21 protein-coding genes are annotated in these 25,239 nt (G+C 68.6%); 6 read left to right on the forward strand and 15 right to left on the reverse strand.

The window, feature by feature from the left end; translation table 11 throughout:
• Window positions 1-346: 346 nt before the first annotated feature.
• Genes rlmB through OVO38_RS11270 form a run of 5 tightly spaced genes read right to left on the reverse strand, consistent with a single transcriptional unit; the run spans window position 347 to window position 4,504 of the window.
• A complete protein-coding gene (rlmB, locus tag OVO38_RS11250; RefSeq protein ID WP_095536277.1) occupies window positions 347-1,279 on the reverse strand; it encodes a 23S rRNA (guanosine(2251)-2'-O)-methyltransferase RlmB in 933 nt (310 codons plus the stop codon).
• Between the two features lie 8 nt (window positions 1,280-1,287).
• Window positions 1,288-2,682, reverse strand: a complete 1,395-nt coding sequence (cysS, locus tag OVO38_RS11255; RefSeq protein WP_267208535.1) for a cysteine--tRNA ligase — start codon at window positions 2,680-2,682, stop codon at window positions 1,288-1,290.
• Window positions 2,683-2,687: 5 nt separating this feature from the next.
• Entirely contained in the window at window positions 2,688-3,173 is a 486-nt protein-coding gene (gene ispF / locus OVO38_RS11260; protein WP_095536279.1) for a 2-C-methyl-D-erythritol 2,4-cyclodiphosphate synthase, read from the reverse strand.
• Window positions 3,174-3,183: 10 nt separating this feature from the next.
• A complete protein-coding gene (gene ispD, locus OVO38_RS11265; RefSeq protein ID WP_267208536.1) occupies window positions 3,184-3,915 on the reverse strand; it encodes a 2-C-methyl-D-erythritol 4-phosphate cytidylyltransferase in 732 nt (243 codons plus the stop codon).
• Window positions 3,916-3,919: 4 nt separating this feature from the next.
• Entirely contained in the window at window positions 3,920-4,504 is a 585-nt protein-coding gene (locus OVO38_RS11270; protein ID WP_095278725.1) for a CarD family transcriptional regulator, read from the reverse strand.
• Between the two features lie 218 nt (window positions 4,505-4,722).
• Here OVO38_RS11270 and OVO38_RS11275 point away from each other — a divergent pair, with 218 nt between their 5' ends.
• Both OVO38_RS11275 and radA read left to right on the forward strand, forming a co-directional pair.
• Window positions 4,723-5,265: a hypothetical protein gene (locus tag OVO38_RS11275; RefSeq protein ID WP_095536281.1), complete on the forward strand. Its 543-nt coding sequence runs from the start codon at window positions 4,723-4,725 to the stop codon at window positions 5,263-5,265.
• Complete coding sequence (radA, locus tag OVO38_RS11280) at window positions 5,258-6,607, forward strand: DNA repair protein RadA (protein WP_267208556.1); 1,350 nt, start codon at window positions 5,258-5,260, stop codon at window positions 6,605-6,607. Before OVO38_RS11275 ends, radA begins: the two co-directional genes overlap by 8 nt.
• On the opposite strand, the gene OVO38_RS11285 is transcribed toward radA, so the two are convergent.
• Together OVO38_RS11285 and OVO38_RS11290 are read right to left on the reverse strand one after the other, a co-directional pair.
• Window positions 6,600-7,328: a hypothetical protein gene (locus OVO38_RS11285; protein ID WP_095536283.1), complete on the reverse strand. Its 729-nt coding sequence runs from the start codon at window positions 7,326-7,328 to the stop codon at window positions 6,600-6,602. The genes radA and OVO38_RS11285 overlap by 8 nt on opposite strands.
• Window positions 7,329-7,337: 9 nt before the next feature.
• Window positions 7,338-7,967 carry a carbonic anhydrase gene (locus OVO38_RS11290; RefSeq protein WP_095546712.1) on the reverse strand — a complete coding sequence of 210 codons (630 nt, stop codon included), beginning with the start codon at window positions 7,965-7,967 and terminating at the stop codon, window positions 7,338-7,340.
• A gap of 21 nt (window positions 7,968-7,988) precedes the next feature.
• On the opposite strand from OVO38_RS11290, the gene OVO38_RS11295 reads away from it, so the two are divergent.
• From OVO38_RS11295 to OVO38_RS11305, 3 genes are read left to right on the forward strand one after another with little or no spacing between them, the layout of a single operon-like run.
• On the forward strand, window positions 7,989-8,828 hold the full coding sequence (locus OVO38_RS11295) for an A/G-specific adenine glycosylase (protein ID WP_267208537.1): 840 nt from the start codon (window positions 7,989-7,991) through the stop codon (window positions 8,826-8,828).
• Between the two features lie 15 nt (window positions 8,829-8,843).
• On the forward strand, window positions 8,844-9,596 hold the full coding sequence (zupT, locus tag OVO38_RS11300) for a zinc transporter ZupT (RefSeq protein ID WP_267208538.1): 753 nt from the start codon (window positions 8,844-8,846) through the stop codon (window positions 9,594-9,596).
• Window positions 9,597-9,606: 10 nt separating this feature from the next.
• The gene (locus OVO38_RS11305; protein ID WP_267208539.1) at window positions 9,607-10,917 is read left to right on the forward strand and encodes a lipase family protein; all 1,311 of its coding nucleotides are present in this window, start codon (window positions 9,607-9,609) and stop codon (window positions 10,915-10,917) included.
• A gap of 6 nt (window positions 10,918-10,923) precedes the next feature.
• On the opposite strand, the gene OVO38_RS11310 is transcribed toward OVO38_RS11305, so the two are convergent.
• The gene (locus OVO38_RS11310) at window positions 10,924-13,638 is read right to left on the reverse strand and encodes an ATP-dependent Clp protease ATP-binding subunit (protein WP_267208540.1); all 2,715 of its coding nucleotides are present in this window, start codon (window positions 13,636-13,638) and stop codon (window positions 10,924-10,926) included.
• 203 nt (window positions 13,639-13,841) lie between these two features.
• Between OVO38_RS11310 and OVO38_RS11315 the strand changes: the two genes are divergently transcribed.
• On the forward strand, window positions 13,842-14,870 hold the full coding sequence (locus OVO38_RS11315; protein ID WP_122085364.1) for an HNH endonuclease signature motif containing protein: 1,029 nt from the start codon (window positions 13,842-13,844) through the stop codon (window positions 14,868-14,870).
• A gap of 64 nt (window positions 14,871-14,934) precedes the next feature.
• Here OVO38_RS11315 and ptsP read toward each other — a convergent pair whose 3' ends face one another.
• The 7 genes from ptsP to OVO38_RS11350 all read right to left on the reverse strand — a co-directional run bounded on the left by ptsP (window position 14,935) and on the right by OVO38_RS11350 (window position 25,219).
• Entirely contained in the window at window positions 14,935-16,620 is a 1,686-nt protein-coding gene (ptsP, locus tag OVO38_RS11320; protein ID WP_095275585.1) for a phosphoenolpyruvate--protein phosphotransferase, read from the reverse strand.
• 31 nt (window positions 16,621-16,651) lie between these two features.
• Window positions 16,652-17,482 carry a PRD domain-containing protein gene (locus OVO38_RS11325; RefSeq protein ID WP_267208541.1) on the reverse strand — a complete coding sequence of 277 codons (831 nt, stop codon included), beginning with the start codon at window positions 17,480-17,482 and terminating at the stop codon, window positions 16,652-16,654.
• A 64-nt stretch (window positions 17,483-17,546) separates the two neighbouring features.
• Window positions 17,547-19,589: a glucose PTS transporter subunit IIA gene (locus tag OVO38_RS11330; protein WP_267208542.1), complete on the reverse strand. Its 2,043-nt coding sequence runs from the start codon at window positions 19,587-19,589 to the stop codon at window positions 17,547-17,549.
• Window positions 19,590-19,664: 75 nt separating this feature from the next.
• Window positions 19,665-20,831: a glycosyltransferase family 87 protein gene (locus tag OVO38_RS11335; RefSeq protein WP_267208543.1), complete on the reverse strand. Its 1,167-nt coding sequence runs from the start codon at window positions 20,829-20,831 to the stop codon at window positions 19,665-19,667.
• On the reverse strand, window positions 20,832-22,373 hold the full coding sequence (gene lysS, locus OVO38_RS11340; protein ID WP_095275636.1) for a lysine--tRNA ligase: 1,542 nt from the start codon (window positions 22,371-22,373) through the stop codon (window positions 20,832-20,834).
• A gap of 19 nt (window positions 22,374-22,392) precedes the next feature.
• Window positions 22,393-23,814 (reverse strand): DHA2 family efflux MFS transporter permease subunit, encoded by a 1,422-nt coding sequence (locus OVO38_RS11345; RefSeq protein WP_267208544.1) that lies wholly within the window; start codon window positions 23,812-23,814, stop codon window positions 22,393-22,395.
• 121 nt (window positions 23,815-23,935) lie between these two features.
• A complete protein-coding gene (locus OVO38_RS11350) occupies window positions 23,936-25,219 on the reverse strand; it encodes a hypothetical protein (RefSeq protein ID WP_095536294.1) in 1,284 nt (427 codons plus the stop codon).
• Window positions 25,220-25,239: the final 20 nt, after the last annotated feature.

The following is a 25,239-nucleotide window of genomic DNA, read 5'->3' on the forward strand; positions in this document are numbered from 1 at the left end:
CATCGACACCGACTTCAACCCCTCCTGGGCCATCCGACACGGCTGGGCAGGACGAACATAACCCCAGCACAACACACCCAAAAACCACCCATCCCACCCCCAAAAAAGCACACATTTTGTCGCTTAACCCAGTTCCTCGTCCACCAACATGTTTCTGGCTTTGAGGATGGCAATTTGCTGCTCCACTGTGGCAGCCGGCTTCAATGATCTGGCGCTCAACGCTCCCCCAATACGTTGATAAAGATCCAGCCCACACTTAAGAATAACTCTTAAGGCGGGCTGAACGATTGGGCATAATGCTAGTGTTCTTACGGCCTCACGTCAACTGGAGGTTAAAGTGCGCCCCCTACTTCGCCGCGCGGCGCTGGCGGGCGAACTCGCTGAGCACTACCGACGCCGCGACCGAGGCGTTGAGCGATTCCACCCAGTCCGCGGTGGGGATGGACATGATCACGTCGCAGTTCTCACGCACCAGGCGGGAGATCCCCTTGCCCTCGGAACCGACGACGATGACCACCGGGTCGCAGGCACCGTCGAAGGTGTCCAGCGTGTGCTCGCCGCCGGCGTCCAGGCCGACGACCATGTAGCCGTTGTCCTTGAACTCCTTGATGGTGCGGGTGAGGTTGGTCGCCTTCGCCACCGGCAGGCGCGCCGCGGTGCCGGCGGAGGTGCGCCAGGCCACGCCCGTGACCTGGGCGGAGCGGCGCTCCGGGATGATCACGCCGTCGCCGCCGAACGCCGCCACGGAGCGGATCACCGCGCCAAGGTTGCGCGGGTCCGTGATGTTGTCCAGCACTACGAACATGCCGTTGCCCTGCACCTGGCCCATCAGGTCAAAGACGTCGGCGTACTTGTACGGCTGGATCTTCAGGCCGATGCCCTGGTGCATACCGTTGCCGGTCATCTCGTCCAGGGTGCGCTTCGGCACCTCGGCGACCGGGATCCCGCGCGACTGCGACAGTGCCACCGCCTCGCTCAGCCGGTTGTCGTGGCCAGTGCCCTGCGCCACGTAGAGCGCCTCGGCGGGCACCTTGGCGTGCAGGCACTCGATGACCGGGTTGCGGCCCACCACCATGTCCGCCACCTCGCGCTCGTGGCGCCCCTGGTTGCGGCGCTGCTGCGCCTGCTTGCGCTTGTGGGCCGCGTGGTAGACGCGGTCCTCCGCCTTCGGCGTCGCGCCCTTGCCGCGCAGACCGCGGCGGCGCTGGCCGCCCGAGCCCTTCGTGGCGCCCTTCTTGCTCGTCTTCTGCTTATCCGGACGCTGGTACGGCTTTGCCATCTCGTCTCCTACTCCTTGATCTGCCAGGTGGGGCCGTCGGCGGTGTCGGTGACCTCGATGCCCGCGGCGGCGAGGCGGTCGCGCACCTCGTCTGCAACCGCCCAGTTCTTCGCGGCGCGCGCCTCCGTCCGACGCTGAAGCTCCGCCTGCACAAGCGTGTCCAGGGCCTCGAGCGTGCGGTCGGTGTCGCCGCCTGCGTTTCCGCCAGCATTGTCCCACGCGACCGGGTCGACGCCCAACACGGCGGCCATCGCGCGCACCTGCGCCGCCAGCGCGGACGCCTGCTCGGCGTCGCCGGACGCGAGCGCGCTGTTGCCAGCCCGGACCGTGTTGTGGATTTCGGCGAGTGCTTTGGGGACGGAGAAATCGTCGTTAAGCGCCTGCTCGAACGCGGCGGTCCAGGCCGATGGTTCGGGCGAGCCCGCGCGGTGCACGAAGTCCTCGATGCGGCGGTACCCGGCGGCCGCCTCCTGCAGGGCCTCCGGCGAGTACTCGAGCACGCTGCGGTAGTGCGCGCTGCCGAGGTAGTAGCGCAACTCGACCGGGCGGACCGACTCGAGCATGTTGTCGATGGAGAGCACGTTGCCCAGCGACTTCGACATCTTCTCGCCGGCCATGGTCACCCAGTGGTTGTGCATCCAGAACTGTGCGAAGCCGTCGCCCGCGGCGTGGGACTGCGCCTGCTCGTTCTCGTGGTGCGGGAACTGCAGGTCAAGCCCGCCACCGTGGATGTCAAACTCGGCGCCCAGGTACCAGGTGGACATCGCCGAGCACTCCAGGTGCCAGCCCGGGCGGCCGTCGCCCCACGGGGTCGGCCAGCTCGGCTCGCCCGGCTTCGCCGCCTTCCACAGCGCGAAATCGAGCGGGCCGCGCTTACCGGCGCCGGTCTCGCTGCGCGCCATGTCCTCCGGCCGGTTTCCGGACAGCGAGCCGTAGTCCGAGCCGTCGGCGGCGACCCAAGCGTCCACGTCGAAGTACACGGACCCGTCGGAGGCGTAGGCGAAGCCGCGGTCAATGAGCCGCTGCATGTACTCCACCATCTGCGTCACGTGGCCCGTGGCGCGCGGCTCCACCGACGGCGGCAAAACGCCAAGCGTGTTGTAGGCGCGGGTGAACTCGCGCTCGTAGGTGGACACCCACTCCCACCAGGGGCGGCCGTGTTCGGCGGCCTTGTTCAGGATCTTGTCATCAATATCGGTGACGTTGCGCGCGAACGCCACGTCCATGCCCTTCGCCGCAAACCAGCGCCGCACGATGTCAAAGGCCACACCGGAGCGCAAGTGCCCGATGTGCGGCGCGGACTGCGGAGTCGCGCCACACAGGTAGATCGAGACGTGCCCCTCGCGGAGGGGCGTGAAGTCTTGCAGCGTGCGGGTTTTGGTATCGAAGATGCGTTGAGTCACGCCAGCTAGCTTAGTTCAACCAGCGCCGTCGCAATCGCAGCCCTCCCCTGGCCCGCGCCGGTAAAGCCCATGTGGTCCGTTGTCGTCGCCGACACAGATACGGGCGCGCCGAGCGCCTCGCCCAGGACCTGCTCCGCCTGCTCGCGCACCGGGCCCATCTTCGGGCTCTGCCCGATGAGCTGGGCAGAAGCATTCACGACGCTCACCCCTTCCCGCCCCAGCAACTCGCGCAACTCCCTGAGCAGCTCGGTGCCTTTCACGCCGTCGTACTCCGGGCGCCCCACGCCCACGAAGGAACCCAGGTCCCCCAGGCCCGCAGCCGAGAGCACCGCGTCCACGATCGCGTGCGCGACCACGTCGCCGTCGGAGTGCCCTTCGCAGCCGTCGACCCCCTCGTGCAGGATTCCCGCGATCCAGCACGGCTTGCCCTCCTGGATCTGGTGGGCGTCGAACGCGTTACCCACGCGCAGCTTGGTCATCTGGTGTGTCATGCCCGCCACCTTACCGGGGCGACGGCGAGGCGCCCGGGATCTCAAAGACGGTGGGCTCGGCCTCGTCGGTGATGCTCGTGGCCAGGCGGAGGTCGATCGGGGTGGTGATCTTGAACGCCATCGGGTCGCCCTGCACGGTGACGACGTCCGCGCCGAACCATTCCATCAGCGAGGCGTCGTCAGTAGCCACAAAGGAACGGCTGCCGCCGAAGTATGCCTCGTTGGCCGCGCGGAGTGCGCGCAGGTCGAAGCCCTGCGGCGTCTGGACCGCGCGCAGACGCGAACGGTCCGGGGTGGCAACCACGGCGCCGGCGGCATCGACCTCCTTGATCGTGTCCGCGACCGGGAGGACCGGGACGACCGCGTCCGCGCCGTCCAGCACGCGGCGCGCCACGCGCGCGATCATCCCCGGCGGGGTGAGGGCGCGGGCGGCGTCGTGGACGAGCACGCAGGCGTCGTCAAGCGGAATGGCCCGCAGCGCAGCGAAGATGGAGTCGGCGCGCTCTGCGCCGCCGTGGACAAAGCGCACCTCGTGGCCGCGCAGCGCGCGCCTGGCCACGTCCTCCATCGACGGGCTGACCACGACGTAGATCGCGTCGACGATCTCGGCGGTCTCCAGCGCGGTGACGGAGCGCTCGAGCAGGCTGCGGCCGCGCAGCGGCACGTACGCTTTCGGCACGGCCGCCCCCAGGCGCGTGCCCTGACCCGCGGCTGCGACGACCGCGACGACCCGGCGCGACACGGCGCTACTTCTCGTCGTCGAAGGACAGGTCCCCGTAATCCAGGTCGTCCTCCTCGGCATCCTCCGGCTCCGGGGCGAAGGAGATGCCGGCCTTGACCTGCTCGTCGATGATCTTCTGGATGCCCTGTTCCAGCTCCGCGACCTTCTTCTCGTCCACCGGCTCAGCCAGCGCGAGCTCGCCGACCAGGATGTGGCGCGCCTTGCCCAGCATGCGCTTCTCGCCCGCGGACAAGCCCTTGCCCTGGTCGCGGCGCCAAAGGTCGCGCACGACCTCCGCCACCTTATTAATGTCGCCCGAGGCGAGGCGCTCCTGGTTCGCCTTGTAGCGGCGGGACCAGTTGCCGGCCTCCTCCACGTCCTCCTCGCGCAGCACGGAGAAGACCTTCTGCAGGCCTTCCTCGTTGACCACATCGCGCACACCGACCAACTCGGTGTTCTTCACAGGTACGCGGACCTCCAGGTCGGATTGGAGGATTTGCAGCACGAGGTAATCCAGCTTCTCCCCGCCGATCTCGCGCTGTTCAATATCGGCGATCTTCGCCGCGCCGTGGTGCGGGTAGACCACAACTTCTCCGACCTTGAATTCCATAGCAGCTCCTTCAGACATCGTTGACCAACCCTACCACCGTAGCTTTCGGGTGCCTTGCTTCGCGGAGGGGGCGGGGAGCGTAGTCAAGCAAGAGCTCGTGAAAGGATCCGAAAGTTTACCCCCGGATGCCCCAGCTCCCCTGGGGCGGCCCGGGAAACTGGGAAAACTAGGACAGCTGGGACTAAGGTAAGGCGGAGAAATCTACGCGCACTATTACGATGGAGGACACCCACGTGAAGTCCCTGAAGCCGGTTGCCGCTCTGGTGGCCGCGTCCGCATTGGCACTGTCCGGCTGCTCCGCCGGTCAGATCACCCAGACCTCCGACCAGGTCGCCGCCGTCGACGGCGCTACCGCCTTCACCGACAACCGGGAGGTTTCCGTCCAGGACGCCACCGTCATCCTGCAGGAAAACGGCCAGGCCGCGGTGAAGTTCACCGCCACCAACCAGGACACCGCGATGAAGGACCACACCCTGCGGTCCGTGAAGGTCAACGGCACGCCGGCGAACGTCCAGGGCGCGGAGCCGATCGGGTACAACTGCGTGCTCGTCGCTGACGCCGCCGAGAGCCTGGCCAACGTGCCGCAGTCCGAGGACGCGTGCATCCAGTACGTGCCCACCACCGTGGCCAACGACGACTTCGCGTACGGCGGCACCGTGCCGGTCGAGTTCGACTTTGACAGCGGCTCCGTGACCGTGGACGCGACCGTGTCCGCGCCGCTGCTGGAGTCCGGCCAGGTGGAGCGCGAGGCAGATCGCTAAAAAACCGCGCAGCGTCCACACCTGCACCGAGTGTGGATACACTGCACCGAAGTGGCTCGGGCGCTGCCCCGAGTGCGGGTCGTGGGGGACCCTGCAGGAACAAACACCCGTCGCCACCAGCTCCGCGCTGACGCCCACGTCTTCAGCGGAGCCCATCACGCTTATCGACGCCACGACGACCCACACCATCGCCTCCGGCATCACCGAGCTCGACCGGGTGCTGGGCAGCGGCGTCGTCCCCGGCTCCGTGGTCCTCATGGCCGGCGAGCCGGGCGTGGGCAAATCCACGCTCCTGCTGGAGGTCGCGTCGCGCTGGGCCGCCCAGGGGCGCAACACGCTGTACGTCACCGCCGAGGAATCGGCCGGCCAGGTGCGGGGGCGCGCCGAGCGCACCGGGGCCCTGCACGACAGCCTCTACCTGGCGGCGGAATCCAACCTAGACGTGGTGTTCGGGCACGTCGAGCAGGTGAAGCCGTCGCTGCTCATCGTCGACTCCGTGCAAACCATGCAGGCCAGCGGCGTCGAAGGCGTCGCGGGCGGGGTGGCGCAATCGCGCGCGGTGACGGCCGCGCTGACCAGCCTGGCAAAGCGGACCAACCTGCCCGTCCTGCTGGTGGGGCACGTGACTAAGGACGGCAACGTCGCCGGCCCGCGCGTGCTGGAGCACCTGGTGGACGTGGTACTGAACTTTGAGGGCGACCGGCACTCCACGCTGCGCATGCTGCGCGGCATCAAGAACCGGTTCGGGGCAACCGATGAGGTCGGCTGCTTCGAGCAGACCGCCGACGGCATCCGGGAGGTGCCAGACCCGTCCGGCTTGTTCCTCTCGCACCGGGGGAAGACGCCAGACGGGTCCGCGGTGACGGTGGCGATGGACGGCGTGCGCCCCATGCTCGCCGAGGTCCAAGCGCTGACCGTCGACCCCGTGAACAAGAACCCGCGGCGCGTCGTTACCGGCCTGGACTTCAACCGGGTGCCCATGGTGCTCGCGGTCCTGCAGGCGCGCTGCGGGCAGCGCACGAACGACAAGGACGCCTACGTGGCCACCGTCGGCGGGGTGCGCATCACCGAGACCGCCACCGACCTGGCCGTGGCGCTGGCCACCTGGTCGAGCCTGCACGAGACTCCCCTGCCACCGAAGACGGTGGTGATCGGCGAGGTCGGGCTCGCCGGCGAGCTGCGCCGCGTCCCCAGCCTGCAGCGGCGCCTGCAGGAGGCGGCGCGGCTGGGCTACGAGCGCGCGATCGTGCCCGCCGACGGCGACGCGGACGCGCCCGGCATGGACATCACGCGGGTGTCCACGCTCGGCGAGGCGATCGCTGCCGTCTCCCCCGCTAAGTGATGTTAAACGGCGCCGGGTCGGAGGCGTTATCGCCGATCACGGCGTGCAGGAAGTAGGACCCGGCCGGCACCGGCTGGCGGTTCTCGCACGCCTCCGGCGCGGACCCGGTGGCGGACCAGCGCGCCTCGAACCCGCGGGTCGCGCCCGGAGCGAACGTCTGCATCCCGCCGACGACGGGCTCGTAGCAGTCCGTGTCCGCCCAGACGCGCTCGTTGGTGCCCATCGCGTACACCTCGAAGCGCAGCTTCGCCTCGTCGAGGTTGATGTTGCAGTCCACGTCGGTGGGGTTGCGCACCTCCATGTACAGCACCGGCTCCGTGCCCGCCGGGTAGGACGGCTGGTTCGTCGTCGCCGTAATCTGGAGGTCCTTCAGCGAGCACTCGCCCGGGTTCGCGGGCGCGGCAGCGACGCTCGGCTCGGAAGACGCTGTCTCGCTGGCAGAGCTGGCAGCGCTCGTGCCGGATTCTTCACCGACGACGGTCTCGGTCGGCTCCGCCTTCGGCTTCTCCTCGCTGGGGCTCGGGCTGGCGGTCGCCTCGACCGAGCTGCTCGCCGTGTCGGCGCCATCGCCGCCGGAGCGCGCCACCGCGGACAGGCCCCACACGATCAGCCCGACGAGGACCAGGAGCGCCACGAGGACGACCACGCGGCGTCGCATGTAAATCTCGGGCGGAAGCGGACGCTTCGGCGGGCGCTGGTCGGTGGGACGCTGGTAAGTCATGCCTTTACCTTAGCCACCGAAGTTCTCGTACACGGTCTCGACGCGGCCGTCCTCCAGGCGGTAGCGCGCGCCGACCAGGCCCACGGTGCCGTCGTCAATGCCCTTGCGCAGCGACGGGATCCGGTCGAGGAGGTGCGTTGCAGTGACGCGGGCGTGGGTGCGCTCGATTTCCGACGAATCCACGGGGCCGTCCGCCTGCGCCGTCAGCACGGAGGGAGCGATCTTCTCCACGAACACGCGGGTCAGGCCGGTGGGTAGCTTCGCACTGTTCACGCCCTGGATCGCGGCGCCGACCGCGCCGCAGCGCTCGTGCGACAGGAACAGGACCAGCGAGACGCCGAGGTCCTGCACCGCGAAGTCAACGGAGCCGGCGACGGAGGAGTCGATGCAACCGCCCGCGTTGCGGATGACAAAGACGTCGCCGAAGCCGGCGTCGAGCAGCAGCTCGACCGGCACGCGCGAGTCGGAGCAGGCGATGACGGCCGCGACCGGGTTCTGGCCCGCGGTGAGCGACTGGCGGCGGGCCGTGTCGCGGTTCGGCGCCAGCGTCTCGTCGGTGGCGAAGCGCTCGTTGCCCTCCTTGAGCGCGGCCCAGACGTCGGTCGGAGTGGATGGGGTGGCTGTCGTTTGTTGAGTCATGTGCCTATTCTGTCACTCATCGTGGATGAATCGAAGCAATATGAACATTTAATCGCCTGGTACGAGGCCAACGCGCGCGACCTGCCGTGGCGCTCCCCCGGCACCACCGCCTGGGGCGTGCTGCTTTCCGAGGTCATGAGCCACCAGACCCAGGTCGACCGCGTCGCCCCGATCTGGCAGGAGTGGATCGCGCGCTGGCCCACCCCGCGCGCCTTCGCGCAGGCAGAGGCGGACGAGGTGCTGCGCGCCTGGGGCAACCTGGGGTACCCGCGGCGGGCGCTGCGGTTGCTGGAGTGCGCGCGGGTGATCGTCGATAAGCATGGCGGCGACGTGCCGGCGGACGTGGACGCGCTGCTCGCGCTGCCCGGCATCGGCGACTACACCGCGGGCGCCGTGGCCAACTTCGCGTACGGGCGCGACGTGCCGGTGGTGGACACCAACGTGCGGCGCGTGCACGCGCGGGCGGTGCGCGGCGAGGCGACCGCGAAGCCGTCGAAGCGCGAGCTCACCGAGATCCCGCACGGGCCGCAGCTGTCGGTCGCGCTCATGGAGCTCGGGGCGCTCGTGTGCACCGCCCGCGACCCGCGCTGCGGCGAATGCCCAGTCGTCGACTGCGCGTGGCTCGCCGCCGGGAAGCCGCCGGCCGCGGAGAAGCCGCGCTCGCAGAAGTTCGCGGGCACCGACCGCCAGGTGCGCGGCAAGATCATGCGTCTGCTGCGCGAATCGACCGAGCCCGTGGAGCAATCGCTTATCGACGCCACGTGGCACCACCCCGCACAAACCCACCGCGCCCTCTTCTCGCTGCTCGACGACGGGCTCGCGGTGCAGGACGAGGACGGTCGCTTCCGCCTGCCGCGGTAGCGCTATATTCGAGCTATGTTCGCAACCGCCTTCGCCATCTCGATGCTCGCCGGCCTGTCCACGGGCCTCGGCGGCGTCATCGTCGCGCTGAAAGGCGACATCGGCGACCGCTTCCTCGCGGGCTCGCTCGGGTTCTCCGCAGGCGTCATGGTCTACATCTCGCTCGTGGAGCTGCTGCCGGAGGCGATGGACTCGCTGCGCAGCGGCTGGACCGCGATCGCGGCGTTCTTCGCGGGCGTGGCGCTCATCGCGGTGATCGACCGGCTCGTCCCGGACGACATCAACCCGCACGAGCCGGAGACGTCGGGCGCGACCGGCGCGCTGGCCCGCGCGGGCGTGCTCACCGCCATCGCCATCGCGCTGCACAACTTCCCCGAGGGCTTCGCCACCTTCATGGCCGCCTACACCGACCCCGTTCTCGCCGTCCCGATCGCCATCGCCATCGCGCTGCACAACATCCCGGAGGGCGTCGCCGTTGCCGTGCCCCTGTCGCGCGGGACCGGCAACCGGTGGCGCGCCGCCGGCTGGGCCACCCTGTCCGGCCTGGCGGAGCCGCTCGGCGCGCTCGTCGGCTTCGCGCTCATCGCCCCGTTCATGGGCCCGCAGACGATGGGGCTGTCGTACGCCGCCGTGGCGGGGATCATGGTGTTTATTAGCATCGACAAGCTGATGCCCAGCGCGATCCAGACCGGCCACCACCACACGTCCGTCTACTGGATGATGGGCGGAATGGGGTTAATGGCTGCCAGCCTGCTCATGTTGGCCTAGCATCAGCCTGGTGAAGACCAATACATTTATCGTTCCGGCCACGGCGGTGGCGCTGGTGTGCGCGGGAAGTCCGGTGGCGGGGGCGTCGATAAGCGAACCGCCCGGAACGCTCCTGAGCAGCGCCGACGTGCCGGCCAGCGACGGCCAGCGCATCCGCTACACCTCCCAGAACGAGGCCGGCGAAACCGTCGAAGTCTCCGGCGCGCTCTACGACACGCCCAACGCGCGCGGCCTCATCGCCGTCGCCCCCGGCACGCGCGGCATGGCGGACCACTGCGCGCCGTCGGCGGGCGAGGCGATGCTCTCGTCCATCAAGGACGGCTCGATCGGCATCAACTACGAGGCGCCGATCGTGGGCACGCTCATCGACGCCGGCTACCGCGTCGTGGTCACCGACTACATCGGCCTCGGCACCCCCGGCACCCACACGTACCTCAACCGGATCGAGCAGGGCCACGCGCTTATCGACGCCGCCCGCGCCACCGCCCACGACGACGAAGCCATCGCGTTTTGGGGCTACTCCCAGGGCGGGGGCGCCTCCGCCGCGGCCGCCGAGCTGGTCGCCGACTACGCGCCCGAGCTCGACGTGCGCGCCACCTTCGCCGGCGCACCGCCCGCCGACCCGCTGGCCGTGATGGAGCAGGGCAGCACCGGGATGCTCGAAACCGTCGTGGGCTACTCCACGATCAGCTACGCGTCGACCTACCCCGACTTCCGCGAGGCGCTCGAGGAGCACCTCACCGACGAGGGCCGCCGCTGGTTCGCCGCGCTGGAGAAGTCCTGCATCACCGACCCGCCGATCCCCCACGGCGACCTGTTCGAGGGCGGCGAGACGCTCACCGAGCTCGTGCTCACCGACGAGCGCTTCATCCGCACTCTCAACCACAACAAACTCGGCACCGTCCCCGTCAGCGCACCGATCATGGTGATGACCAACCCGGACGACGACCTCGTGCCCGAGCCGCAAGCCACGCAGCTGGCGCGCGACTACGAGGCGCTCGGCTCCGACGTGGAGTACCGCCTCCTGTCGGTCCCGGGCACGAAGACGGCGCCGCTGTCCTCCGGCAGCTCGCTCACGCCTTTCGATGACGCCGACGCCCTCACCCGCTTGAGCTCTTACCCCATCTCCAACATTCCGGTCGCGGGCCACGCCGCCCCGATCGTGCTCAACGCCGGCGACGCCCTGGCGTGGCTCGCCGACTACATGCCGCCGAAAAAGATCGACGCCACCCGCGTTGCGGTGACGTCGATTTTGGCGGTGCTCGCGGTCCTTGCGGGCGTCGGCTCCGTGCTGGCGCCGAGCCTGCTCAGCCCGGCTTAGACCGGCTTAGACCGGCTCGGGGCCGCGGCCGTCGGAGCTGCCGTCGGTTCCTTCGGTGCCGTCAGTGCCGTTCTCGCCCGACTCATCGGGGAAGCGCGACGCCTCAGACTCCGGCTGCTCGCGGGACGGGTCGATCTCGCGGACCTCATCGGCGGGCTCGCCCTCGGCAGTCTCGGCGCCGTCGAAGGTCTCCGCCGGCAGCGGGCGCGGGCGCGGCGTGAAGGTGAAATTCGCGTTCTTCTCGTCCCCCTCGACATCGCCGTCGACGTCGACGGTGATGATCTCGCCGGTGCCGATCTCGCCGAACAGGATCTTCTCGGACAGCACGTCCTCGACCTCGCGCTGAATGGTGCGGCGCAGCGGACGGGCGCCCAGGACGGGGTCGAAACCGCGCTTGGCCAGGAGGTTCTTCGCGGCGTCGGTAAGCTCGATGCCCATATCTTGCGCCGCGAGGTTGAGGTCGACGCGGCTGATGAGCAGGTCGACCATCTGCACGATCTCCTCCTGCGACAGCTGGCGGAAGACCACGATCTCGTCGATGCGGTTGAGGAACTCGGGGCGGAAGTGCTTCTTCAGCTCGTCGTTGACCTTGTGCTTCATGCGGTCGTACTGCGCGTCGGCGTCGGTGGCGGTGTTGCCGGTGAAGCCGAGGCCGACCGGCTTCGAAATGTCGCCGGTACCAAGGTTGGACGTGAAGATGAGCACGGTGTTCTTGAAGTCCACGACGCGGCCCTGGCCGTCGGTGACGTGGCCCTCCTCGAGCACCTGCAGGAGCGTGTTGTAGATCTCCTTGTGTGCCTTCTCGATCTCGTCGAACAGCACGACGCTAAACGGCTTGCGGCGCACCTTCTCCGTGAGCTGGCCGCCCTCCTCGTAGCCGACGTATCCCGGAGGCGCACCGAACAGGCGCGACGCGGTGAAGCGGTCGTGGAACTCGCCCATGTCCACCTGGATCAGCGAGTCGTCGTCGCCGAAGAGGAACTCGGCCAGCGCCTTCGACAGCTCGGTCTTACCCACACCGGACGGGCCGGCGAAGATGAACGAGCCGGACGGGCGCTTCGGGTCCTTCAGGCCCGCGCGGGTGCGGCGGATCGAGCGCGAGACGGCCTTGACCGCCTCGTCCTGGCCGATGATGCGCTTGTGCAGCTCGTTCTCCATGTGCAGCAGGCGCGAGGACTCGGACTCGGTGAGCTTGAACACGGGGATGCCGGTCCAGTGCGCGAGCACGTCCGCGATCTGGTCCTCGCCCACCTCGGCGATGTCCTCGAGATCGTCGGAGCGCCACTTCTTTTCCTTCTCCGCGCGCTCCTCGCCCAACTTGCGCTCGGTGTCGCGCAGGCCGGCAGCCTTCTCAAAGTCCTGGGCGTCGATCGCCGCTTCCTTTTGCTTGCGGACCTCCGCGATGCGGTCGTCCACCTCGCGCAGCTCCTCGGGCGCGGTCATGCGCTTGATGCGCATGCGTGCGCCGGCCTCGTCAAGCAGGTCGACGGCCTTATCCGGCAGGAAGCGGTCGTTGATGTAGCGATCCGACAGGTTCGCAGCAGCCTTGAGCGCGTCGTCGGTGTAGGACACGCGGTGGTGCGCCTCGTAGCGGTCGCGCAGGCCCTTGAGGATCTTCACGGTGTCCTCGAGGCTCGGCTCGTCCACCTGCACGGGCTGGAAACGACGCTCGAGCGCCGCGTCCTTCTCAATGTGCTTGCGGTATTCGTCGAGCGTGGTCGCGCCGATGGTCTGCAGCTCGCCGCGCGCCAGCTTCGGCTTGAGCAGCGACGCCGCGTCGATCGCACCCTCGGCAGCACCCGCGCCGACGAGCGTGTGGATCTCGTCGATGAACAGGATGATGTCACCGCGCTGGTTGATCTCCTTGAGCACCTTCTTCAGGCGCTCCTCGAAGTCACCGCGGTAGCGCGAACCCGCCACCAGCGAGCCGAGGTCGAGCGAGTAGACCTGCTTGTCCTTCAGCGTCTCCGGGACCTTGCCGTTAGCAATGTCCAGCGCCAGGCCCTCCACGACGGCGGTCTTACCCACGCCGGGCTCGCCGATGAGCACCGGGTTGTTCTTGGTGCGGCGGGAGAGCACCTGCATGATGCGCTCGATCTCCTTGTCGCGGCCAACGACCGGGTCCAGCTTGCCTTCCTTGGCGGCCGCGGTGAGGTTGCGGCCGAACTGGTCCAGCACCAGCGAGTTGGAGCGCTCGCCCTGCTGGTTGCCGCCGCGCGGGCCGGGGCCGGATGCGACCGGGCCGGGGCCCGCCTGCGGCACCTCGGGGTTCTGGTTGTCGCCCTCGTAGCCGGAGAGCAGCTGGATGACGGTTTGGCGCACCGTCGGCAAGTCTGCCCCGAGCTTGGTCAAGACCTGCGCGGCGACGCCATCGCCCTCGCGGATCAAGCCGAGCAGCAGGAACTCGGTGCCGATGTACTTGTGGCCCATCTGGAGGCCCTCGCGCAGCGACAGCTCGAGTACCTTCTTGGCGCGCGGCGTAAACGGGATGTGCCCGGAGACGGGTTGCGAGCCGTGGCCGATAATTTCGATGACCTCGCGGCGCACGTCATCGAGATTGATGCCCATTTGCTCGAGCGCCTTCGCGGCGACGCCCTCGCCTTCCTTAATCAGGCCGAGCAGGATGTGCTCCGTGCCCATGTAATTGTGGTTGAGCTCGCGCGCTTCTTCCTGCGCCAGCACGATCACGCGCCGTGCTCGGTCCGTAAACCTCTCGAACATGGTGTGCCCCTTCTTGTCGTGAGTTTTCACCTACTCTAACGCGCCACAGCCCCAATCCATCCCGTGTTCGCCACTGGCGAACACGCAAACCCCCAACCCTATTTAGACGCACCAAACCGGCCCGCGGTTCCCTCCCGGGCCGAAAATGGGTGAATCCTCACAACCCATTGTTTCCCCAGCTCAGGGCCGGTAACGTGGCTGCCATGAACGCACTGGCAGACCTCGTATCCATCGACCGCCGCGGCATGCAACTTGTCGCGGCGGCCGCTGGCATGACCCTCGAGGACCTCACCGGACTCGGCCTGCCACGCGACCGCGCCCGCCAACTCCACACCGCCGCAACCGTACTGTGCGGCACAACCAGCCACACCGCCTACCAACGCCGCGCCCACACCGGCGCCGCAACCAACCAGCACCGCCTGGACACCCTCGCCTACATCGCCCGCAGCGCCCGCACCATCACCGACACCACCGCCCGCTGGACCTACATCGACACCCTGTGCAACACCCCCGGCGATTTAACCCACATCACCCGCGTTGCCAACGAACTGAAAGCCGAACTCCAGCCCGCACCCCCGCGCCCCGAAAAAGTTCGCGTGACCCACCACGGCGACGGCATGGCCACCCTGCGCATCACCGGGCCCGCCCTGGCCATCCAAGGCGTCTACGACGCGGCAAACAACAACATCACCGGCTGGCTGGCAAACGACTGCCCCAAAGCGGACTACCTCGTACGCGTTACCGCCAACCTGGACCTCGGCGACTACCAGCGCATCATCGCCGGCACGGGTGACGACGTTGAGGTCCACTTCGCCAACGGGGTGATCACCACCGGGGAAGAATTCGTGCGCATGCAACTCGATGAGCTTGGCAGCATCATCCTCATCGGCACAATGGACGGGCCAGTCAACGCCTACAACGCGCGTTTTGCCTCGGCGAAACACCGCGAGATCATGCTTGCCGACGCCACCACGTGCACCTGGAAAGACTGCACCGTACCAGCCACACGCTGCCAGGCGCACCACATGAGCGAACACCGCCACGGCGGCGATACCACGCCCGCGAACCTTGGTTGGTTGTGCCAGTACCACAACTCGCAGGCCGCGACCGGCGCCCGGGGCCACACCGAACGGCGGGACGGACAGATCTATTACGTCTCGCCATACGGAAACGCCACCCCCACCGGCACCGACCACACCGCCCGCGCGCCCAGCCGCAAACCGCCGGACTGACCCCCCAACGCAAAAGCCCGCGCGCCAGCAACTCTGGCGCGCGGGCAAGCATGCCCGGAAGGCGTTACAGCAGGTCGCGGAGCACCGGATCCGCGATCTTCAGCACGTTCTCGCGCGCTTCCTTCGCGGTCGGGGCGTCGACAGCGTAGTTGGCCATCTGGCGGCAGGTGTCCATGTCGTGCAGGCGCAGCGCGGCGCGCACCGCGTTCACCTTCGTCGGGGCCATGGACAGCGAGGTGATGCCCAGGCCGACAAGCACGAGCGCCATCAGCGGGTCGCCGCCGGCCTCGCCGCACACGCCGACCGTCTTGCCGGTGGCGTAGCCGCCCATGCCGGTCGCCTTGATCATGTTCAGCACCGGCGGCTGCCACGGACTGAGCAGCTCCGCAAGCTCACCCTGCATGCGGTCGGCGGCCATCGTGTACTGGGACAGGTCGTTGGTGCCGATGGAGGCGAAGTCTGCAATGCTCAGCACGTGCCCGGCGCGGATCGCCGCCGCCGGGGTCTCCACCATGATGCCCACCTTGGGCAGCCCGTAACCGCGGGCCTTGTCGCAGAACCACTGGGTCTCCTCCACCGTGGCGACCATCGGCGCCATGACCCACAGCTCGGCCTCCGGCACATTGGCGTGGGCATTGGCCAGCGCCTGCAGCTGGTCGTTGAGCAGGTCCTCGCGGACCATGGACAGGCGCAGCCCGCGGCGGCCCAGCGCCGGGTTCTCTTCCTCGCCGAGGTCGGCAAAGCTCAGCGGCTTGTCCGCGCCCGCGTCCAGGGTGCGCACGACCACGCGGCGCTTGCCAAAGGCACGCAGCACCCGGGTGTAGGTCTCGGTCTGCTCGTCCACGGTCGGCGCTGAGTCGCGGTCCAGGAACAGGAACTCGGTGCGGAACAGGCCGGAGCCTTCCAGGTCGAACTTGGAGGCCTTCTCCGCGTCCTCCGCGGTACCGATGTTGGCCAGCAGCTTCACCTTGTAGCCGTCGCGGGTCGCGCCCTCGCCGGACGAGCCGGCCAGCGCCTCTGCACGGCGTCGGGAGCGCTCCTCCAGCTCGTTCACGTCGGAGTCGGACGGGGCGACGATGACTTCGCCGACGCCGCCGTCGATGGCGAGCGGTGTGGCGTCGTCAATCGCCCCAAGAATGCCCTTCACCTGCACCGCCGCCGGGATGCCCAGCTGCGCGGCCAGGATCGCGGTGTGCGAGGTCGCGCCGCCGCCCTCGGTGACGATGCCCAGCACGCGCTCCGGGTCGAGCGTCGCGGTCTCGGCGGGCGCGAGGTCGTGGGCGACGAGGATCGACGGCTCGGCGAAGTCCGGCACGCCCGGCTCCGGCAGGCCGCGCACGCGCGCGGTGGCGCGGTCGCGGATGTCGTACAGGTCGGTCACGCGCTCCGCCATGTAGCCGCCGAGCTTGCGCAGCTTCCCGGCGTAGACCTCGACGGCGTCGTGGATCGCGTGCGTGACGCCGGTGCCCTTCTTCAGCTCCTTCTCGATACCGCGAATCAGCCCACGGTCCGTCGCCAGCGTCGCGGTCGCCTCCAGCACCTGCTTCGACGTCGCGGAGTTCGCATGCTCGGCGCGCTGCTTCAGGGACTCCGCCACCTCCTGCAGCGCCGCCTTGACGCGCTCGCTGTCGCCCTCGACGGCGGCCGGCTCGTTGTCGTCCACGCCGACGGCGGGCCTCACAACTGCAAGCGGGCCGGATGCGGTGCCGGCGGACACTCCGATTCCGTAGAGAACAGTGCGGTTGGTCATGGTCATTCCTTTCGCTAGTCCGCCCCCGACACTACTCGTCCGCCTGCGCCTCCTGCAGCCTGGCGACGTGAAGCCCCAGGTACGCGACTTCGTCGTCAGTCAGCTCGCGCCCGAACCGCAGCTCAACCACCTGCGCGACCTTCCGCGCTACCTCCATCTCGGCGGGGTACGCGCGCAGCAGCTCGCGCGTCAGCGGCGAATTCCCGTGGTCCAGCTGCGCCCCGCGCTCCAGCCGCACGAAGAGGTACCTCGCATGCGTGATGAAGCGGGCAGTGCTTATCGACGCCACGTCCACCCCCGAGCCCCACTCAGCCCCAATCACGTCCAGCATCTGCTGGATCACGCCCGTCATGCGGTACGTCTGCGCCAAGTTACCGGTGTTGAACCCCGCGTTGACCAGGTGGAGGGTGAGCGCCGTCGCCTCCTCGGGCGGGAGCGGCGCGTCGAGCCGCCGGTTGATCGCGGCGAGCAGCCGCTCCCCCTGCGCCGCCTCCTCCGGGTAGAGGTGCGTGACCTCGGCGCGAAGCGGGTACTCCACGGTGGTGCCCGCCTTCGCCCGCTCGGCGGCGCCGCCGATGTGGTCCGCGATGGCGGTCACCAGGGTCAGCCGTGGATTCACACCGATCTCTTCGAGGGCGGCCGCGGCATCGTCGACCGCCCGGGCCGGTAGCCCTGCGATCATTTCGCCTGCGTGGTCGGGGTCGCGGCCGTCGATAGGCACGAAGATGCGCTGTACCTTGGTCTCGTCGAGCGCGTCGCCTTGCTTGATCTTGAAGCCCACGCCACGGCCGGTGACCACGACCGGTTCGTCGCCGCGGCGGGCGAGCACGACGTTGTTGTTAAACACGCGCAGGACTTGCATGCCCTAAGCGTAACGCGCCCGCCGCGGGATCTTCCGCTGCGGGCGCGCTGTGGCTGAGTGGGCCTTACTTGGTCACGCCGAGGACGGGCTGCCCCTCGGCGACGGTGTTGGCGGCCAGGTCATCAACACCGGTGAGTGTCTTGGAGTTGACCACCGTGGTGATCACGGTCGGGTCGACACCGGCGGCCTTGATGGACGCGAAGTCCACCTCCGCCAGCGGCTCGCCGGCCTTGATCTGCTGCTTCTTCTCAGCGACCGGCGTGAAGCCCTCGCCGCCGAGCTTGACGGTGTCGATGCCAATGTGCACCAGGATCTCCACGCCATCGGCGGTCTTGATGCCGTAGGCGTGGCCCGTCTTGGCCACGGAAATAACCTTGCCGGACACCGGGGCGGCGACGGTGACCTTGTCGGCCTGCGGCTCGATGCCGACCGCGTGGCCGAGCGCGCCGGAGGCGAAGGCGGCGTCGCCGAGCTTGTCCATCGGGACGACCGCGCCGGCGATCGGTGCCAGGACCTCCTTGGTCACCACGGCGGGCTCAGCGGCGGCAGCGGGTGCTGCGGCGGTTGCGGGAGCCGGGTCGGCGGGGTCGGCAGCCTCAGTCTCCACGCCGTCACGCGCAGCGGCGGCGCGGGCAAGTGCCTCCGCCTTCTCCTCCGGGGTGCGGTAGTCGGTGATGAGGATGACGAAGAAAGCCGTGAAGAACGCGACGGCAATCGCGACGAGGTAGACCCACATCGGGTCGAACACGAACACGGTCGGGATGGAGGTGAACACGAACGCGTTGGTCTTCACGCCGCCGAACGGGGTGCCCAGGATCGCGATGGTCAGGCCACCGGCGAAGCAGCCGACGAGCATGCGCGGGTAGATCTTCTTGAAGCGCAGGTGGATGCCGTAGAGCGACGGCTCGGAGATGCCGCCGAGCAGGCCAGCGGCCAGGGCAGAGCCGGCGGTCTGGCGCATGAGCGGGTCGCGGTCGCGAAGCGAGATAGCCAGCACCGCGGCGGTGGCACCGAAGCAGGCGAAGTTCCATGCGCCCATCGGGCCCTGGATGAAGTCGTAGCCGAGGGTGTCAATGTTCACCAGCATCAGGGCGTTGAGCGGCCAGTGCAGGCCAAGCGGCACGAGGAATGGGTACAGCATCGGAATGAGGACGGCGAAGACGAACGGGGCGTTGCCGTTCATCCAGGCCAGGCCGGTGCCGATCCAGGCGCCGAGCAGGTAGCCGAAGGGGCCGATGAGGAAGGCGGTGACCGGGATCATCACCAGCAGGGTGAGGAACGGCACGAAGACCATGTGCACCGCGGACGGGATGATCTTCTGGAAACCCTTGTACAGCGCCGCGGCGACCGCGGCCATGATGAGCGGCACGAAGACGTTGCCTTCGTAGCCGTTGTGAATCATCGGTAGGCCGAAGACGTCGATCACATCGGTCGGCTCGCCGAACAGTTCGACCACGCGCGCCTCGGGGTGCTCGGCAAGCGTCATGTAGTTCGGGGTGAACAGCGCCAGCATGATCGCGGCGGGCACCCACGGGTCAATGTTGAGCTTCTTGCCGGCGTTGTAGGCCACCGCCACGGGCAGGAAGTAGAACACGGAGTTCCACATCGCGTCGACGAACTGCCAGCCCGGCGTCTTCACCTCCGCGCGGAAGTCCACGAGGTGGAACGCGTCGAGCACCGCCGCAAACGCGATGATCAGCGACGCACCAAGCAACACGCCCAGAATCGGACGGAACGAGTCCGACAGGTACTCAAAGAACGTATCCAGCCACGGCAGCCGGCCCTTGGCCTTGTCGCGCTGCTGCTTCTTCAAGTCGTCGTTGGACACGGCGCCGCGCCCCGCCATCTCCGGCAGGTTATTGATGTCGTTGTACACATTCGCCACGTCACCGCCGATGATGACCTGGTAGCGGCTCCCGCCCTGCGGCACAGCACCCATCACCTTGGGGTTGGCTTCGAGGCGTTCCTTGTCGGCCTTGGTGGCGTCGACAAGCTCGAGGCGCAAACGCGTCGCGCAGTGCGTCATGCTCACAATATTGTCCGGCCCGCCGATACCGGCGAGGATGTCGGCAGCCTGCTCCTGGCGGCCGACCTTCGTGGATGCCATCGGTATGCTCCTTTTCGCTTCAGGCAAACAAAAAGACCTGGGACGCCAAAACGCCCCAGGTCTTGCCCCGCGAACTCACGCGGGTAACAACCCTGTTGTTGGCCTCAATCTTAGGCCCGCCGCCACCGCAATAGCAAAGGGCAGGGCACTCCATCCGAGGGTAGAGAGCAAACTGGGCACCCCGGGCAGCGCGATCACGCCCATCGTGCACACCAGCGCCACGCCGGCCGCCCAACTGCGCACCGGGGAGCGCAGGTCCACCGCCGTCATGGCCAGCGGGATCAACCACACCGCGTAGTAGCCCTGCAGCAGGCCGCCGACCAGGAACACGCCGCAGAACAGCACGCCGATCGTGCAAAACGCCCACACCACGCCAAGCTCGCGCCGCTGCGGGAACAGCACCGCCACCGCGCCGAACACGCCGATGAGCACGACGACGCTCACCGCGACCGTGCCCGCGCCGCTGAGCCCGAGCGCGCCGATCGCGCCGTTGTCGTACTGCCGCGTCTCCGCCAGGTAGGGCACAAGCCGCTCGGTGTACCAGCCCGGCTCCGCGGTGGTCGCCCAGCCGATGCCAAACAGCGCGGCGTAAACCGCCACCGCGCCCACGAGCACCCACCACTGCCCCAGCAGGAATGGCACGGCGATGAGCACGATGAACTGCGGTTTGATCGTCACCGCGTACGCGAGCAGGAGCGTGGCGACGATCCGCGAGCCCGGGTAGTCGCGCAGGCACGCGTGCACGAACGCCACCATGACCAGCAGCAGGAACCCGTTGATATTCGTGAGGTAGATCGTGGATTCCACCGGCTCCGGTACGTTGAACGCGATGCCGATCGCCGCGAGCGTGAGCGGGCGCGCCATCTCCGGCGCGACCATCTTGGCGGTCCACCAGAGGGCAATGCTTATCGACGCCACACTCGCCCCCACCATCGCCCACCGGGCCACATCGAACGAGCCGAACACCGCCAGCGGCGCCAGGACAACGTTCGCCCCCGGCCCGTACAGGTAGTGGGGGTCGGACGTGGAGTAGTCCTCGTTGTAGACCGGGACGCCGTGCGTGTAGCGCTGGACGGCGTCCCAGATGGGGACGAAGTCGAGGCCGTCGCGAAGCAGCGGCAGGATGATCGCGGCGCGCAGCAGGCCGATGATCGCGGCGGACCAGAGCAGCCACGCCGGCACGCGCCGCGGCAGCAGCGCCGTGTGCGTGCCGTGCGCGGGAACGCCCGCGTCTGCGGCCACCTACGCCTCCGGCTTGACCATCGGGAACAGCACGGTCTCGCGGATGCCCAGGCCGGTCAGGGCCATGAGCAGGCGGTCCACGCCCATGCCACAGCCGGCTGTCGGCGGCATGCCTTGTTCCATGGCGGCGAGGAAGTCCTCGTCAAGCACCATGGCCTCGTCGTCACCGTTGGCGGCCAGGCGCGCCTGGTCCTCGAAGCGAGCGCGCTGGATCACCGGGTCGACGAGCTCGGAGTAGCCGGTGGCCAGCTCGAATCCGCGCACGTAGAGGTCCCACTTCTCGGTCACGCCGGGCTTATCGCGGTGGTCGCGCGTCAGCGGCGAGGTCTCGACCGGGAAGTTGGTCACAAACGTCGGCTCGTAGAGCTGGTCGCCGCACAGCTCCTCCCAGATCTCCTCGACCAGCTTGCCGTGGCCCCAGCCGGCACCCTCCGGCACCTTGAGGCCGATGGTGTCGGCGATGGCGGTGAGCTCCTCCACGCTCGATTCGATGGTCACCTCGGGCTGGCCCGGGAATTTGCGGGCGAGGGCCTCGTTGAGGCTCGGGTACATCTCCAGGACTTTCCACTCGCCGGAGAAGTCGTACACGGTGCCGTCGGCAAGCGTGACCTGCTCGGAGCCGAAGACCTCGCGGGCGCAGAACTGCACCAGGCCCTTCATCATTTCGGCGCCGTCGTGGTAGGTGCCCCACGCCTGGTAGGTCTCCAGCATGGTGAACTCCGGCGAGTGCGACTTGTCCACGCCCTCGTTGCGGAAGTTCCGGTTGATCTCAAAGACGCGGTCGATGCCGCCGACGACTGCGCGCTTGAGGTACAGCTCCGGCGCGATGCGCAGGTACAGGTCGATGTCCAGCGCGTTCGAGTGGGTCACAAACGGGCGGGCGGCGGCGCCGCCGTGCAGCGTCTGCAGCATCGGCGTCTCGATCTCCACGAAGTCCTCGCCCGTGAGGTACTTGCGCACCGCGGCGATGGTGCGGATGCGCGTCATCGCGTTCGTGCGGGCATCCTCGCGCATGATCAGGTCGGTGTAGCGCTGGCGGACGCGCTGCTCCTCGTTCATGTCCGCGAAGGCGACGGGCAGCGGCCGCAGCGCCTTCGACGCCATCTGCCAGGACTGCGCCTGGACGGAGAGCTCGCCGCGTCGAGAAGCGATGACCCGCCCCTTCACGGACACGATGTCGCCGAGGTCAGTGTCCGACTTCCACGCGGCCAGCGCGTCCTCGCCGACCTCCGCGAGCGAGAGCATGACCTGCAGCTGCGTGCCGTTGCCCTCCTGCAGGGTGGCGAAGCAGAGCTTGCCCGTGTTGCGCTGGAACATAATGCGGCCCGCGACGGCCACCACGTCCTGGGTCTCCTGCCCCGGCTCCAGCTTGGTCGCGCCGTCGCCCTCCCCCTCGGGCACGGCCTGGTACTTCGCCCGCAGGTCCTGCAGGGAGGTGGTCCGCTCGACGCTGACTGGGTAGGCGTCCTGGCCGGCGTCGAGAAGCTTCTGCCTCTTGTCCCGGCGGATCTGCTGCTGCTCTGAAAGTTCTGGCGTATTCACGTTCAGCCATCGTAGTCGGTCAGCGAGGCTCACTCGACTCCACGGTCACGGTACCGCGCCGCCCGCCCACAAGACTCACCGCGGCCAGGGCGATTATCGACGCCACCACCCCCGCCACGAACGCCGACGCAGACCCCTCCGCCTGCGTCGCGCCCGCCGCCACGCGCAGCGACATCACGCCGATGAGCACCGCGGTGCCGGCCGCGCCGCCGAGCTGCTGCAGCGTGTTGAGGATCGCGGAGCCGTGCGAGTACAGCGCGTTCGGCAGCGCGGACAGCGACGCGGTGAGCAGCGGCGTCATCACCATCGCCATCGCCACGTTCACCGCGATCAGCGAGACCACGATCACCCACGCCGGGGTGTCCTCGCCAAGCAGCAGCCACAGCGCGGCCTGCGAGACCCCCATGAGGATCGCGCCGGGGACGGCCAGCGGGCGGGTCCCCACGGCGTCGTAGATCCGCCCCGCGATCGGCGAGGCGATCCCCTGCGCCACGCCGCCCGGCAGCAGGAGCAGGCCGGTGAGCAGCGTGGATAGCCCGAGCGCGCCCTGCATGTAGATGGGCAGCAAGTTCACGGTGCCCAGGAACGCGCCGAAGATGAAGACGACGGCGATGATGGAGCAGGTGAAGTCGCGGTAGCGGAACGCCCCGAAGTCCAGCAGCGCGCGGTGGCGGGCGGCGAGGCGACGCTGGCGGCGCACGAACACGACGGTGAACACGATGCCCACCACCAGCGCGATCGCCGGGGCGACGGATTCGCCGGTGAGGAGCTGCGTGAACGTCGATAAGCCGTAGACCAGGCCGCCGAACGCCAGCACCGACAGCCCGACCGAGGGCAGGTCGAGCGGCGTCGAGCGGGTCTCGCCGACATTGCGCATGAAGAAGAACGCGCAGACGACGAGCAGCACGGGCACCGGCACCATCACCCAGAAGATGTGGTGCCACGTGTACGCGTTCAGCACCGCGCCAGCCAGCGCCGGGCCGAGCGCCGGGGCGACCGAGATCACCACGGCGTTGAGCCCCATCACCGTGCCGCGGCGCTGCGGCGAGACCACGTTGAGCGTGACCGTGAACAGCAGCGGGATCATCACCGCCGTGCCCGCGGCCTGGACGATGCGGGCGAGGATGAGGACGACGAAGGCAGGCGAGAGCGCCGCGAGCACGCTGCCACCGATAAACAGGCCCATCGCGGCGAAGTACAGGGTGCGGGTTGTAAGCCGCTCGATGAGGAAGCCGGTGGTGGGAATCACCACGGCCATCGTGAGCATGAAGCCGGTGAGCAGCCACTGCGCCACGTCGGCGCTGACCGCGAACTCCTGCATGATCGCCGGCAGGGCCACCGAGACCGTCGTCTCGTTGAAGATCATCATCATCGCCGAGAACACGAGGATGCCAAGCAGGACCGCCGGGTTGGGTGCGGCGGAAGCGGTACGGGCGGTCACGCGCGGAGTCACCTTTCTGTGGGACAAAAGAAGGAGCACGCGGGCAGCACGCTTATCGACGCTCCCCTGTGCTCCAGGCAATGCTGAGCCCGCCTACTGTATGCCACGGCGGGCGGTGGCGCTACTCGCACATCGGCAGCGCGAGTCGCTTCTCCTCGGCCTCGTGGCCGTTGATGACCACCATGAACTGCTCCTTGTTCTCCGGCACCATCACGAAGGCCGGCGGGTAGGCGTCCGGGACCTCGTAGGAGTCGATCATGCACTCGCCGCTGCCCAGGATGACGGCCTCGTCGCGGCCCGGCACGACCTCGTCGCGCGCGTCCTGCGACACGTACTTGGACACGGACACGCCCAGGTCCTGGTTGGCGCAGCGGATCTTGCCCTCCTGGCCCTGCTCCGGGGTGGCGGACTCGCACTGCAGGTCCTCCCAGCCCTTCTGGCCCGAGCTGCCGGACACCAGCTGCGGGTACGCCTCGGCGATCTCCGCGTCGGCGCCCTCCCACTGCGCGCCGCGGCTGTTGTCCCACCACCACCAGAACGCGCCGAGCGCGATGAGCAGGAGCACGAGCACCGCGATGATCCAGGGCCACGGGTTCATCTTGCTCTTCACCACGGCGGGGCGCTTGTACTCGCCGGTGGGGCCGTAGGCGTACGGCTCCGGGGGCTTGCGGTATCCGTCCTGCGGGCGCGGCGCCACGGAGGTCAGCGGGCCCTGGTCCTCGACCGCGGAGGCGGCGCCGCCTGCCAGGGCGAGGAGGTAGCCGGCGCAGGAGCCGGACTCGCCGGCCAGCTCGGCGTCCACGGGGGTGCCGGTGAGCTCGGCGACGAGGTCGCGGAAATCGGCGCGGTTGCGCTCTGCGGACCCGGTGGCGTCACTAAGCGAGGGCGCAGGGCCCACGAGCGCCATCTTCACGGGCGTGGACGACCAGGCGGGCTGGACCAGCAGGTGGTCCGGTGTAATCGAGCGGGCGACAAAGTCGGCGTGGCCCTCGCGGTTGTAGGCATCGATGGCCTCGGCGACCGGCTGGAGCAGGTCGCGCGCCTCGGTCTTGGTGAAAGCGGAGCCGACGGCCTGCTTCTCGCCCAGCAGCTGGCGCAGGGGCGTGCCGGTCGGGGCCTCGCGGAGCACAAACAGGTGCCCGCCGTCGGTCAGTCCGGCGCCGCGCGGCTGGAACACGCCCGGGTGCGACGCCTCCGCGAGCGCGGTGTTGAGCGCGCCGACCACATCGGCTGCGTCGGGCCCCGGCGTGGCGGCAAACAGCTCGACCTCCACGGCCTGGCCGCTCTCGTTGGACGCGGTGTACAGGGTGGAATCGGCGGTGCGGCCCGTTTCCAGGACCTGCTCCTGGTCGAAGGTGAAGCCGAAGCGCTGGTTCAGCAGTGCAGCGATGTTGGACACAGACATGCCCAAGAGTGTAGCGCCCG

The organism is Corynebacterium sp. Marseille-P8863 (assembly GCF_946902955.1).
In the GTDB taxonomy this organism is placed as follows: domain Bacteria; phylum Actinomycetota; class Actinomycetes; order Mycobacteriales; family Mycobacteriaceae; genus Corynebacterium; species Corynebacterium gottingense.